Raw genomic sequence first — 13,272 nt, forward strand, 5'->3', positions numbered from 1 at the left:
TGAACCTGCCTGCTCAGGGGAGGAACGGCAACGGGTTGTCGCCGGTGACACCGGTCTGGCCGTTGCCGTTGCCATGTCCGTTGCCGTTCTGGCCGCCTTGCCGGGGGGTCGTATTCCCGCCGGCGGCCGGGGCGTCCCCGATCGAGGCGGGGATCGGGATGAGGTTCTGGATCCAGGAGTCGAACCAGCGTCCGGTGCCGGTCACGTCGGCGAACTGCCGGGCGAACGGCGCGAACAGCTGGAGGACCCGGTCCAGGTTCTTCTGGTTCTTCAGCAGGACCTCGTTGACCGCCGACAGGTTGTCCAGCATCGGCCGGAGCTGCTTCTCGTTCTCCTTGATCAGCGCGTTCACCTGCTGGGACAGGGTCACGGTCCGGATCAGCAGCTGGTGGATGACGTCACGCCGGGCCTGCACGGCCCGCAGCACCTTGTCGCCGTCCTGGACGAGGGCCGCGAAGTCCTGGTTGCGGTCCGCGAGCAGCTTCGACACGTCCTTGGCCTTGCCGGTCAGCTCGTGCAGCTCGTCGTCGCGGGACGCGATCGTGTCCGACAGCCGCCGCAGGCCCTGAAGCGACGCCCGGACCTCCTCGGGGGAGTTCCTGAACGTGTCCGACAGCACGTCGAACGACTTGGCGACCTGCTGGTGGTCGATCGCGCCGACCCGCTGGCTCAGCTCGCTGATCGCCGGGACGACCTCGAACGGGACGTGCGTCCGCTCGATCGGGATGTTGCTGCCGAGCTCGCCCTTCCCGCGCGGGATGAGCTCCAGGTAGTGCGCGCCGAGCACCGTCTTGATCTTGATGCTGGCCTCGGTGCGGTCGCCGAGCTTCACGCCGTCGTCCACCCGGAAGGTGACCTTGACGCGGTCGCCGTCCAGCTCAAGCTCCTTGACCTCGCCGACCTTGACGCCCGCGATGCGGACCTCCTCGTCGGCCTTCAGGCCCGCCGCCTCCTTGAACGCGGCGGTGCGGGTCTTGCCGCCGGCGACGAACGGGATCTTCTCCAGGTTCATCGCCAGCACCACCAGCACGATGATGACCGCGAACCCGACGAGGCCGATGGGGACCGGGTTGCGCTCTCGGAACGAGACCCTCATCTACTTGCACCTCGCGTTCTCGTTCACGATCGCGGGCGTCTGGTAGACCGGTCCGCCCGGCAGCCGCACCCGGGCGTCGAAACCGCAGATGTACATGTTGAACCAGGACCCGTAGGAGGAGATGTTGATCAGCCCCTCCAGCCGCTTCGGCGTCCGCTGCAGGCCCTCGTCGATGTCGCGCCGGTTGTCCTTGAACGTCCCGGTGAGCTTGCGCAGCCCGGCGATGTCGTCCCTGATGTCGGGACGGGCGTCGGCGAGCAGGTCCTGCGTGGTGCCGGTCAGGTCGTTGATCGCCGCGACCGAGTCGAAGATCGCCTGGCGGTCGCCCGACACCCCGCTGACGAACCCGCGCAGGTCGAGGATCAGCTGGTTGACCTCCTCGTGCCGCTCGTCGATGGTGCCGAGGACGGTGTTCAGGTTGTCGACCACCCGGCCGATGACCCGGTCGCGGTCGGCGAGCGTGTTGGTCAGCGACGCGACGTGCGCGAGCAGGCTGTTGATCGTCCCGCCCTCGCCCTGCAGCACCGTGATGATCTGCATGGCGAGCGTGTTGACGTCCTTGGGCTCCAGCGCGCGGAACAGCGGCCGGAAGCCGTTGAACAGCGTCGTCAGGTCCAGCGCCGGCTTGGTCTGCGCGATCGGGATCGTGTCGCCCGGGTCCAGGTAGCTGTTGCTCTGCCCGGCGCCGTCGGCCAGCGCGAGGTACCGCTGTCCCATCAGGTTCCGGTAGCGGATGTGCGCCTGGGTGGACGTCGGCAGCCCCGCCTCGAAGGCGCCGTCGTCCTGGACGCTGAACGTCACCTCGGCCTGGTGGCCCTTGTAAAGTTCGATGTCCTCGATCTGGCCGACGCGGACGCCGGCGACGCGGACGTCGTCGTTCTCCAGCAGCCCGGTGACGTCCGAGAAGATCGCCTTGTAGCTGTTGGTGGGCCGGAAGCGCACGTTGGAGATCGTCATCGCCAGAATGCCGGTCGCGACGCTGGTGACCACGACGAAGAGGGTCAGCTTGACCAGCGCGCTCGTCGTCTTCACTTGATCGTCACCACCGATCCGTCAGCGAGCAGCGGCCCGAACATCAGCGCCGACACATCGGAGACCTGGTCGGCGGGGGTCCGCGTCATCGGCCCGACGACATTCTTGATCTTTTCCTTCTCGCTCAGGGAGCCCGGGTCGACGAAGACGTTCGACATCGCCCGGCCGCGTCCCCCGGCGGGGGCGTTCGGCGGGTCGGGGTCCTTCCACCACAGGTCGTCCTCGGTGCCGTCCAGGGCCAGGTAGTCGGGGAACGGGACCTTCGGGTTCGGCAGGTTGTAGCAGCGCGGGTTGCGCTGGTCCTTCACCTCCGGCAGGTCCAGCGGGTTCTTGTAGCCCGGCCGCGGCTTGACGATCTCCACGGTCAGGTTGAACGTCTTGGAGCCGTTGCCGCCCGCCACCCGCTCGGCCTCCGGCCTGATCTTCATCAGCCCGGCGAGCACGCACGGCAGCGACGGCGAGTACTTCGCGACCAGGCTCAGCACGTCCCGGTTCGCGATGTTGACACCGATGATCTTCGGCGCGTTCTGCCGCATGAACGCGTCGCCGTCCTGCGCGAGCGCGGTCGTCGCCGGGATCAGCGCCTCGATCGTCGCGGTCTTGTCGGTGACCGTCCGGCTCGTCACGTTGAGGTTGCGGAGCGTCTGCAGCAGGTCCGGCGCCGCGGCGTGGTAGATGTCGGACACGTCCGCGAGGCCGTGCAGGTCGTGGACCAGCGTCCCGAGCTCCGGGTTGATCTTCCGCAGCAGCGCGTCCGCCTGCTCCAGGTTCTGCCCGATCTGCTCGCCGCGGCCCTGCAGTGCCGTCGCCAGCGCGTTCAGCGTGGCGTTCAGCTCCGCCGGCTTCACCGCCTGCAGCAGCGGCAGCAGGTCGTTCAGCAGCTTGTCGATCTCGACGGCCACCCGCGAGCGGTCCTGCTGGATCACGGCGCCCTCGGCGACCCCCAGCGGCCCGGCCTGCTCCGGGACGTGCAGCTCCACGTACTTCTCGCCGAACAGCGTCTTCGGCAGCAGCCGCGCCTGCACGTTCCGCGGGATCAGCTTCGCCTTCTCCGGCTCCAGCGCCAGGTGCAGCGTCGCGCCCTCCGCGGTCGCGTCGATGTCGCGAACCTCCCCGACGATCAGGCCGCGGACCTTGACGTCCGAGTGCGACAGCAGCTGCAGGCCGGCGCGCTCCGCCTCCACCGTCACGTCGGTCGACCGGGTGAACGTCTTGTTGAACAGGGCCACGGTGAGGGCCAGCAGCAGGATGATCACCAAGATCATCGAGAGGCCGAGCACCCGGAACCGAACGCGCTCGCTCATCGCGCCATCACCCCGCGATCCGGACGCTGGTATCGGTCCCCCAGATCGCCATCCCGAGCAGCAGGTCCGTCACGTTGATCACGACGATGCTGGTGCGCACCGCGCGGCCCACCGCGACGCCGACGCCCGCCGGGCCGCCGCTCGCGTGGTAGCCGTAGTAGCAGTGGATCAGCATCACCAGCACCGAGAATATGATCACTTTGCCGAACGACCACAAGATGTCGTTCGGCGGTAGGAACAAATGGAAATAGTGGTCGTAGGTGCCGGTCGACTGCCCGTAGAACACGGTCACGATCAGTCGCGTCGCGCCGTAGGAGGCCAGCAGGCCCACGATGTACAGCGGGATGACCGCGATCATCCCGGCCAGCATCCGGGTCGTGACCAGGAACGGCATCGACGGAACGGCCATGACCTCCAGCGCGTCGATCTCGTCGGAGATCCGCATCGCGCCGAGCTGGGCGGTGAACCCGCATCCGACCGTCGCCGACAGCGCCAGCGCCGACACCAGCGGCGCGATCTCGCGGGTGTTGAAGTAGGACGCGATGAACCCGGTGAACGCGGCCGTGCCGATCTGGTTCAGCGACTCGTAGCCCTGCAGGCCGACCTGGCTGCCGGTGAAGAACGTCATGAAGCCGACGATCACCACCGAGCCGCCGATCACGGCGAGACCGCCGGTGCCCAGGCTGACCTCGGCCAGCAGCCGCAGGACCTCGGTGCGGTAGCGGCGCAGCACCCGGAACGTCCACGCGAACGCGCGGGCGTAGAACGACATCTGGTGCCCGAAGTCGTCCAGCCGCTGCAGGGGTGCGTTCACCGCCCGGCCGACGGCCTTTCCCGTCTTTCCTGGGGCCGCCATCACATGCCCTTCGACGGCACGAACTGGAAGTACAGCGCGGAGATCAGGAAGTTCTCCAGGAAAAGGAGCATGAAGGTGATGACGACGGTCTGGTTGACCGCGTCACCGACTCCCTTCGGACCGCCCTTGGCGTTCAGCCCCTTGTACGAGGCGACCAGTCCCGCCGTGATTCCGAAGACGAACGCCTTGAACTCGGCCTGCAGCAGGTCGGGCAGCTGCGCGATCGCGTTGAAGGAGGCCAGGTAGGCGCCGGGGGTGCCGTCCTGCAGCATCACGTTGAAGAAGTAGCCGCCCATCAGGCCGACCACCGAGACGAGCCCGTTCAGGAAGAGCGCGACGAAGGCGCAGGCGAGCATCCGCGGCACGACGAGGCGGTGCAGGGGATTGATCCCCAGCACCTCCATCGCGTCGATCTCCTCGCGGATCTTGCGGGAGCCGATGTCGGCGCAGATCGCCGATCCGGCGGCGCCCGCCACCAGCAGCGAGGTGACCAGCGGGCTGGCCTCCCGGACGATCGCCACGACCGCGGTCGCGCCGGTGTAGGACTGCGCGCCGAGCTGCCGGATGAGCCCGCCGACCTGCAACGACAGGATGCCGCCGAAGGGGATGGCGACCAGCATGGTGGGGATCGCGGTGACGCTGACGATGAACCACGACTGCTGGATGAACTCGCGCCATTGGAACGGCCACTTGAACAGCGCGCGGAACGTGTCCAGGCACAGGGCGAAGAACCGGCCCGGTTCCCGGATCGCGACATTGGCGGCGCCGTCCCCGAACTTGCGGAGCGCTGTGGAAGAGCCCCCGCCCTTCCCGTCCCCTCGCTGGTCCGCGCCGATACCAGGAGTGGACATCAGTACCCGGCACCCGCTCCGTACCGGCCAGGCGGCGGGTTCCCCGGGAAGTGCCCGCCGGGACCGCCGGGACCGCCGGGCGGCATCCCGCCCGGGACGGCGGGCGGCGGGCCGCCCGCGTGCGCCATCGACGCCACGTACCGCGGCCACTCCTCGACCCAGTTGCGGCCCAGGTCGTCGATGAACGAGCCGGGCGGCGGGGTGACGCCGTGCGCGGCGCACCAGGCGCCGGGGGCGTGCTGCCCCGCGCGGACCCGGCCGTTGCTCGTCATGAGCTGCGGCGGGATCGGCGGCAGCTTGCCCGGGTCGTCGCCCTGCTTGGCCTCGGCCTCCAGCTCGGAGACGTCCTTCTCCTCCGACATCCCGATCGGGCCGACCTTGCGGGCGTTGAGGAACTGCCGGACGACCGGCTCCTCGCTGGACAGCAGCATCTCGCGCGGGCCGAACATCACCAGCTCGCGGCGGAACAGCAGGCCGATGTTGTCCGGGACGGTCCGAGCGGTGTTGATGTCGTGGGTGACGATCAGGAGCGTCGCGTTGATCTCGGAGATCAGGTCGACGAACGTCTGGTTCAGGTAGGACGTGCGGACCGGGTCGAGACCGGAGTCCGGCTCGTCCACCAGAAGGATCTCGGGGTCCAGCACGAGCGCGCGGGCCAGGCCGGCGCGCTTCTTCATGCCTCCGGAGATCTCGCCCGGGAGCTTCTTCTCCGCACCGAGAAGCCCGACCAGGTCGAGGTTCTTCATCACGATCTGCCGGACTTCGGACTCGGACTTCTTGGTGTGCTCGCGCAGCGGGAAGGCGACGTTGTCGTAGACGTTCATCGACCCGAAGAGGGCGCCGTCCTGGAACAGGACGCCGAACAGCTTGCGGGTCTCGTAGAGCTGCGACTCCGGCAGGCGCGGGAGGTCCCGGTCTCCGATCCAGATGTGGCCGCGGTCCGGCTTGAGGAGGCCGACCAGGGACTTGAGGAACACCGACTTGCCGGTTCCGGACGGGCCGAGGAGAACGGAGATCTCTCCTGCGGGGACCGTCAGCGACACGTCCTGCCAGATGGTCTGACGGCCGAAGGACTTGGTCAGGCCCTCGACTCTGATCTCGACGCCCACTCGTCACCTTTCGTCCAGGCCGGGGGGAAATCCCGAACCAATGAGCGAGTTAGCTCAGGCACTTTCTCTCGTCACACCGCGTGTCCGCCCTCTTACTACCGTCCGGTAGCCGTGACGGGTGCCACCACCGTAGCGGCCTCCCGTCCGAATGGAAGGGGTTCCGCCCCAGATCAGCGGCTAAATGCGACGTCGTAAGACAATCGTTACTTACGGCGCCTATGAGACTAGTGGTCCAAGAACCAGCGCCTCAAGCGGAGTCAGGCTGTTCAACGGAGACCGGACGGCATCGTCGCGGCCACCGTGACAAGGCGGCCTCCTGTGGCCACAGCGTCGGGACGGGACGCTACGCGGCGTCCCGAGAACCGCACAACCCGCACGGGCACACGGTTTCCCGCAGACGTTTATCACTCCCGCACAGGAAATCGGCGGCCTCATACCGGACCCTTCACCCTTGGCGACAACCGCCCGCAGGCGGGCGGCAGACCCGATGTGCACACCCCTGGAGCGGCCCACTGCGAGCCCCTGGAAACGCAGAAGGCGGCCGCCCCACCCGATGGTGGGACGACCGCCTCCTGAGAAGCCTGCGGAGCCGTACCGGCTCCCCGGCTCTGAAGAGCCCTACTTGACGGTGACCGTCGCGCCGGCCTTCTCCAGGGCCTCCTTGGCCTTGTCGGCCGCTTCCTTGTTGACCTTCTCCAGCAGCGGCTTCGGCGCGCCGTCGACCAGGTCCTTGGCCTCCTTGAGGCCGAGGCTCGTCAGGGCGCGCACCTCCTTGATGACCTGGATCTTCTTGTCGCCGGCGCTCTCCAGGACGACGTCGAACTCGTCCTGCGCGGCGGCCTCCTCCTCGACGGGGGCGCCCCCGCCCGTGGGCGCGGCCACGGCCGCGACGGGCGCGGCGGCCTTGACGTCGAAGACCTCCTCGAACTGCTTCACGAAGTCCGAGAGCTCGAGGAGGGTCATCTCCTTGAAGGCGTCGAGCAGGTCGTCGGTGCTGAGCTTCGCCATGATCTTTCCTCCGCTATGGCTTGAAAAACTGGGGATTACGGAACCGCGGTGCCTACTCGGCGGACGCCTCTGCTGCGGCCTCGGCCTCGGCGGCAGGTGCCTCGGCCGTCTCGCCGCCCGCCTCGCGCTTGGCGCGCAGCGCCTCGGCGAGCTGCGCCGCCTGCGTCGGCAGCGCGTTGAAGAGCGCGGCCGCGTTGGACAGCGAGCCCTTCATCGCACCCGCGAGCTTCGCGAGCAGCACCTCGCGCGACTCCAGGTCCGCGAGCTTGGTGACCTCGGCCGCGGTCATCGCCCGGCCGTCGATGAACCCGCCCTTGATCACCAGCGGCGGGTTGGCCTTGGCGAAATCACGCAGGCCCTTGGCGGCCTCGACCACGTCGCCCCGGACGAACGTGATGGCGGACGGGCCCACGAGCAGGTCGTGGAACTGCTCGTCGACACCGGCCTCGTTCGCGGCGCGCTTGGTCAGCGTGTTCTTCACCACGCGAAACCGTGCGGTCTCGCCGAGGTTGCCGCGCAGCTCCTGCACCTGCGCGACCGACAGCCCGCGGTACTCGGTCAGCACGGCGCCGTTGGAGCTCTCGAACTCGTTCTTGAGCTCGGCGATCGCCGCGTCCTTGTCGGCCCTGGCCATCCGGCCTCCTTCCGATTACCTGGGTGGGTACCAAAAAACGCCCCGGCGCAGGCGCACGGGGCGTTCCAGGCAAGGCGCGGAGGCCATGCGGAAGCTCTCGTCTCACCTGCGCAGGCCGCCCGAGCGAATCGGGTCCTTCGGTCACCTCGGTATGAGGCGACGACCGGCGGTCTTCGGCACCGACCAGAGTATGTGAATGCTCCCCGACTTAACAAATCAGCGGGAACGCGCGGCCGCGGGCCCAGGACCCGCACCGGCCTCGCCCATCTCGCCCCCGGCCTCCCCCGAGGCAGCCGGTGAGCGGGACGGCGAGGCCGGTGGCCAGCGCGGCATCCGCTGACGACGGAGCGGGTGCGTCCGTCGCGGACGGTCAGTTCCCGCCGAGGAACGAGCCGAGGGACAGCGTTCCGACCTGGTCGGACGGCGGCGGGTTCACGGTGAAGGACTCGCCGTAGTCGCTGTACAGGACGGTCACCGTGCCGGACTCGCCCTGCGAGCCGCTCGTCTTCGACACGAGCTTGCGGGGCAGGTTCTCCCCGTCCGTCCACAGGTCGAAGTTGATCTTGCTGTTGGCCTTGTCCTTCGGCAGCCACTTGCCGACGTCCTCGCGCGCCTCCGCGTCGAGGCGGTTCAGCGCGTCCTGGACCGTCACCGTCCCGGTGTAGTGCGTCGTCTGGACCCCGTCGATCGACTCGGTGCCGACCCGGCGCGCGTCCTTGGAACCGGTGAACATCTTCGTCTGCTCGGCCGGGTCGACCTTCTGCACCTGGTCGATGAGGCCCTGGACGTCGAACCCGGTGCGCTGCGACGCCTCGTTGACATCGACCTTCACCCACGGCTTGCCGCCGCTGACGAACTGGGCGAGCTGCGGGACCTTCGCGTACAGCGTGTTGCCGGTGAAGAGCGCCTGCCCCTTGGCGCCGGGGACGGTCTTCCCGCCGCGGCTGATCTCGTCCAGCTTCGCGCTGAACTTCAGCTCCGGGCTCAGCTGGAACTGCCCGTCGGCGCGAAGCTCGCCGTTGCCGCCCGCGTCGGTGCCGGTCACCGTGAGGTCGGCCTTGAACGTGTCGGCCTGATCGGTCTTCTTCGACGTCTTCAGCAGCGCCTCACTGGCGCTGAGCTTCATGTTCTCCGTGCTCTCGGTGCCACCACCGCCGCATCCCGTCAGGAGAAGCGCGGCGCTCACGGCGGTGCCGCCGGCCGCCACCACGAGTCGTCGGTTCATCAGGGTCGAGCCTCCCTTGTCGCCTGCTGGTGGTTTCCAGTGTCCCGGGACGCCGGCGACGCCACATCCCCCGGTGGTACGAACGGCCCGGAAAGCAGTACGACTTAGGGGTTACACGGGTCAGCGGTAGGCGTCGAAGGTCATCGAGCCCTTGACGACCGTACCCGCGGCCTGCGCGTTCAGGCCGATCCAGGTCGGACGGGCCTTGCTGTCGGCCCACAGGTCGAGACCGCAGCCGGTTTCGGCGGGGATCCACGTGCGGATCGCCGCGGCGACATCCTGGGGCAGCAGCGGGAACAGGTTTCCCATGCTCGCCCGCGCGGTGAACCGCGTCCTGCCGTTCGCGTCCGGCTCGCTCGCGGTCACGCCGGGCAGGGTCCCGATCAGGAACGTGAACTGCCGGGGGTCGGAGCCGTTCTGCAGCGTGGCGAGCTGCTTCGCGGAGAGCTTGGACCGGGTCCACTTCTCGCCGTCGAAGCCCTTGAGCGTACCGCCGCTGATGATCACCTTCTCCGTGACCTTGCTGAGTTCGCCGTCCTGCATGGTGCTCGTGACGCCGGTCGCGTTCAGTGAGAACTCCGGCCACAGCGTGAACGTGGCCGTCTCGGTGGCGTGCCGGTAGTCGCCGTCCGATCCGAGCGTCACCTTCACGTCCGTCTTGCGGGTGAAGGCGTGCAGGCTCGGGCCTGGCCGGGGCGGCGCGGTGGGCAGGCTTTCCAGCCCGCTTCCTCCCGCCGCCCGGTTGCCCGGGGCACCGGAGCCGTCGGCCGTCCCGCCGGTGCCGCCGCCGCCCGCACCCGGCGCCGTGGTCGCGCCCGGCGTGACGATGCCGGTCGCGGTGCCGTTCGGGTTGGCCGGATCCTGCTGCGCCATGGCCGCGGACGCCGGGACCGATCCGTCCTCGGTGGAGCCGCCTCCCACCTTGACCACCATCAGGACCGCCGTGGGCACGACGGCGACGGCGGTGACGGCGGAGATGGCGATGGCCCGGTCGGTTCGACGCTTCACGGGCAAGATTCAACACCAGATTCCCCACCGGTAACAAAGCAATCCGGTCACCGATTTGTCCGTTTCCGGACGACGATCTATGTATCCACCGCGTTCGGTGCTAGAGGACGCGGGCAAGGGCCCGGTGGGAAGCGAACAGGGCGCCCCCGGTGTGCCGGGGGCGCCCTGTTCGGGTGACGCGATCGTGCTCGGTCAGGCGTCTTCGAGCTCCGCGGTCAGGTTGCGGACCGCGTTCGGGTCCACCGGGATGCTCGGGCCCATCGAGGTCGTCATCGACGCCTTCTTGACGTAGCGGCCCTTCGCGGCGGACGGCTTGAGCCGCTGGATCTCCTCGACGGCCGCGGCGTAGTTCTCCACCAGCTGGCGCTGGTCGAAGGACGCCTTGCCGATGATGAAGTGCAGGTTCGCGTGCCGGTCGACCCGGAACTCGATCTTTCCGCCCTTGATGTCGGAGACGGCCTTGTCCACGTCCATCGTGACCGTGCCGGTCTTCGGGTTCGGCATGAGTCCGCGCGGGCCGAGCACCCGGCCCAGCCGCCCGACCTTGCCCATCTGGTCCGGCGTCGCCACGACCGCGTCGAAGTCCAGGAAGCCGCCCTGGATCCGCTCGATCATGTCGTCGGAGCCGACCAGGTCGGCACCCGCCGCCTCGGCCTCCTGCGCCTTGGCGCCGACGGCGAAGACCAGCACCCGGGCCGTCTTACCGGTGCCGTGCGGCAGGTTGACGGTGCCGCGGACCATCTGGTCGGCCTTGCGGGGGTCGACGCCCAGCCGCAGGGCGACCTCCACCGTCGGGTCGAACTTGACGACCGTGGTGTCCTTGGCGAGCTTCACGGCCTCGGCCGGGCTGTACAGCCGGTCGCGGTCGATCTTCTCCGAGGCGGAGCGGTAGCTCTTGCTGCGCTGCATTCTGGTTCCTCCACTGGAACTCGTGGTACGGGCCGGCGCAGGCCCTTCCACTGGGTGGTGCTTACTTGACCTCGATGCCCATGGACCGCGCGGTGCCGGCGACGATCTTCTCGGCGGCCTCGATGTCCTTGGCGTTGAGGTCGGGCATCTTGGTCGTGGCGATCTCGCGGACCTGGTCGGCGGTGACCGAGCCGACCTTGGTCTTGTGCGGCTCGCCGCTGCCCTTCTCGACGCCCGCGGCCTTCAGGATGAGCTGCGCGGCCGGCGGGGTCTTGGTGACGAAGCTGAACGACCGGTCCTCGTAGATGGTGATCTCTACGGGGATGACGTTGCCGCGCTGGGACTCCGTCGCGGCGTTGTACTGCTTGCAGAAGTCCATGATGTTGACGCCGTGCGGACCGAGCGCGGTACCGACCGGCGGCGCGGGCGTGGCGGCCCCAGCCTGCAGCTGGACCTTCACCAAGGCGGCGATCTTCTTTTTGGGAGGCATGCCTCTCCCTCAGTGTTCCGTTTGCTGTGGTCCCGACTCCCGGATACCGGGCAACACGGCGGGCGGAACGTAACCGCTGTGTTGGGACCCCTATCAACCCCAGCCCCGCGTGCGCGGGGAGCAATGCTGCACATTGACAAGCGCAGCGACCTTGGGGGGTCATCCCCGCATGCGCGGGGAGACAACCCGTCCAGGATACGGCCTGGTCGAGGTGGGTCGGTCAGATCTTGGAGACCTGGTTGAAAGACAACTCGACCGGCGTCTCGCGGCCGAAGATGGAGACCAGCACCTTGAGCTTCTGCTGTTCGGCGTTGATCTCGTTGACGGTCGCGGGGAGGGTGGCGAACGGGCCGTCCATGACGGTGACCGACTCGCCGACCTCGTAGTCGACGGTGGCGGGTGCCTTCGCCTGCTCCTTGGCCTTGACGGCGCCCTCCTCCGGCTCGGGGGCCAGCAGGTTGGCGACCTCGTCCAGGCTGAGCGGGGACGGCTTGTTCAGCAGGCCGACGAACCCGGTCACGCCCGGCGTGTTGCGGACCGCGGCCCACGACTCGTCGGTCAGCTCCATGCGGACGAGGATGTAGCCCGGCAGGACCTTCTCGTTGACCTTCTGCCGCTTGCCCTGCTTGATCTCGGTCACCTCGTGCTGCGGGACCTCGATCTGGAAGATGTAGTCCTCCATGTTGAGGGTCTGCGTCCGGGTCTCGATGTTGGTCTTGACCCGGTTCTCGTATCCCGCGTAGGAGTGCACGACGTACCAGTCGCCCGGCTGGAGCCGGAGCTGCATCTTGAACTCGGCGTACGGGTCGACCGGCGGCCCGGCGGGCGCCTCGTCCTCCGGCTCGCCTTCGACCGCTTCGGCGAGGTCGCCGGCGTCCGCGGCGGGGTCCTGCTCGGGGGCCTCGCCCTCGAGCTTGGTGTCCGCAGGCTCGCCCTCACCGGCGCTGACGGCCGCCTCGGCCGCCTCGTCGACGGGCTCGGCCGCCTGATCTGCCGCAGCAGCCGCAGCGGACTGGGCCTCTTCAACGGCCTCGTCGTAGGGCTGTGAGGACTCGGACACGGTGTCTCTTTCTCTCGGTCAGCGGTGATGAACTTGCGATGGTACGGCGGCGGCTCGTCCGGGCGCCGCGGCACCGCGGCGGCGACGTCAGCCGAAGACGGCGTAGACGCCCTGCTGCAGCCCGTAGTCGACGCCGGACACGATGCCGACCATGATGATCACGAAGACGAGCGCGGCCACCGTGTAGGTGATCAGTTCCCGCCGTGTGGGCCAGATGACCTTGCGCAGCTCAGCGGCGATCTGGCGCACGAAGAGAGGCGGAGTCGTCCGCTTGGGGGACTTCTCCTTCTTGCGCTTGCCTTCGCCCTTGGCCTCAGGCTCGTCGCGCTCGTCGGTCTCAGTCGCCATTTGCCGCCGTTCACCTCATAGGTCGTGATCCAACCACCGCGTGGTTGCCGCACGGTCCCGTGCCGCGCGGTGCGATCGCACCGTCGTGACGGGTGTGCGCACCGCACCTCGCAGGGCAGGAGGGACTCGAACCCCCAACCGCCGGTTTTGGAGACCGGTGCTCTGCCAATTGAGCCACTGCCCTTCATTCCCCGGGTCGCGGAGAACCCCCGGTCGTGGGACCGGGATGGTGCCGGATCCCAGCTTACGGCCTCTGATGACGTCCGCGTGCGGACAGGCTCGTATACCGGGATCACGCCACTAGGCAATGGAGTCTACGTCGCGGAGCCCCCCGCGTCGAAC

At 68.5% G+C, this 13,272-nt stretch carries 14 protein-coding genes and 1 tRNA gene; all 15 read right to left on the bottom strand.

The window, feature by feature from the left end:
- Positions 1 to 13 precede the first annotated feature (13 nt).
- Positions 14 to 1,096: an MlaD family protein gene (locus E1281_RS05540; RefSeq protein WP_131876048.1), complete on the bottom strand. Its 1,083-nt coding sequence runs from the start codon at positions 1,094 to 1,096 to the stop codon at positions 14 to 16.
- Positions 1,097 to 2,128, bottom strand: a complete 1,032-nt coding sequence (locus E1281_RS05545) for an MCE family protein (protein WP_131876049.1) — start codon at positions 2,126 to 2,128, stop codon at positions 1,097 to 1,099.
- Positions 2,125 to 3,432, bottom strand: coding sequence for an MCE family protein (locus E1281_RS05550; protein WP_131876050.1), 1,308 nt, complete (start codon positions 3,430 to 3,432; stop codon positions 2,125 to 2,127). Before E1281_RS05550 ends, E1281_RS05545 begins: the two co-directional genes overlap by 4 nt.
- Positions 3,433 to 3,439: 7 nt before the next feature.
- Positions 3,440 to 4,204: an ABC transporter permease gene (locus tag E1281_RS05555; RefSeq protein ID WP_347813268.1), complete on the bottom strand. Its 765-nt coding sequence runs from the start codon at positions 4,202 to 4,204 to the stop codon at positions 3,440 to 3,442.
- Between the two features lie 83 nt (positions 4,205 to 4,287).
- The gene (locus tag E1281_RS05560) at positions 4,288 to 5,139 is read right to left on the bottom strand and encodes an ABC transporter permease (protein ID WP_131876052.1); all 852 of its coding nucleotides are present in this window, start codon (positions 5,137 to 5,139) and stop codon (positions 4,288 to 4,290) included.
- Entirely contained in the window at positions 5,139 to 6,248 is a 1,110-nt protein-coding gene (locus E1281_RS05565) for an ABC transporter ATP-binding protein (RefSeq protein ID WP_131876053.1), read from the bottom strand. Before E1281_RS05565 ends, E1281_RS05560 begins: the two co-directional genes overlap by 1 nt.
- A 618-nt stretch (positions 6,249 to 6,866) precedes the next feature.
- Complete coding sequence (gene rplL / locus E1281_RS05570; protein ID WP_131876054.1) at positions 6,867 to 7,256, bottom strand: 50S ribosomal protein L7/L12; 390 nt, start codon at positions 7,254 to 7,256, stop codon at positions 6,867 to 6,869.
- A 52-nt stretch (positions 7,257 to 7,308) separates the two neighbouring features.
- Positions 7,309 to 7,890 carry a 50S ribosomal protein L10 gene (rplJ, locus tag E1281_RS05575; RefSeq protein ID WP_131876055.1) on the bottom strand — a complete coding sequence of 194 codons (582 nt, stop codon included), beginning with the start codon at positions 7,888 to 7,890 and terminating at the stop codon, positions 7,309 to 7,311.
- A 370-nt stretch (positions 7,891 to 8,260) separates the two neighbouring features.
- Entirely contained in the window at positions 8,261 to 9,115 is an 855-nt protein-coding gene (locus E1281_RS05580) for a hypothetical protein (RefSeq protein WP_243716624.1), read from the bottom strand.
- 120 nt (positions 9,116 to 9,235) lie between these two features.
- Positions 9,236 to 10,123 carry a hypothetical protein gene (locus E1281_RS05585; RefSeq protein ID WP_131876056.1) on the bottom strand — a complete coding sequence of 296 codons (888 nt, stop codon included), beginning with the start codon at positions 10,121 to 10,123 and terminating at the stop codon, positions 9,236 to 9,238.
- 192 nt (positions 10,124 to 10,315) lie between these two features.
- Positions 10,316 to 11,032, bottom strand: coding sequence for a 50S ribosomal protein L1 (gene rplA, locus E1281_RS05590; RefSeq protein ID WP_131876057.1), 717 nt, complete (start codon positions 11,030 to 11,032; stop codon positions 10,316 to 10,318).
- 61 nt (positions 11,033 to 11,093) lie between these two features.
- A complete protein-coding gene (gene rplK / locus E1281_RS05595) occupies positions 11,094 to 11,522 on the bottom strand; it encodes a 50S ribosomal protein L11 (RefSeq protein WP_131876058.1) in 429 nt (142 codons plus the stop codon).
- Positions 11,523 to 11,742: 220 nt separating this feature from the next.
- Positions 11,743 to 12,582, bottom strand: coding sequence for a transcription termination/antitermination protein NusG (gene nusG / locus E1281_RS05600; RefSeq protein WP_131876059.1), 840 nt, complete (start codon positions 12,580 to 12,582; stop codon positions 11,743 to 11,745).
- A gap of 87 nt (positions 12,583 to 12,669) precedes the next feature.
- Complete coding sequence (secE, locus tag E1281_RS05605; protein ID WP_131876060.1) at positions 12,670 to 12,930, bottom strand: preprotein translocase subunit SecE; 261 nt, start codon at positions 12,928 to 12,930, stop codon at positions 12,670 to 12,672.
- A 111-nt stretch (positions 12,931 to 13,041) separates the two neighbouring features.
- A tRNA-Trp gene (locus E1281_RS05610) sits at positions 13,042 to 13,114 on the bottom strand.
- Between the last annotated feature and the right edge of the window lie 158 nt (positions 13,115 to 13,272).

It is taken from the genome of Actinomadura sp. KC345 (assembly GCF_004348515.1).
Classification (GTDB): domain Bacteria; phylum Actinomycetota; class Actinomycetes; order Streptosporangiales; family Streptosporangiaceae; genus Spirillospora.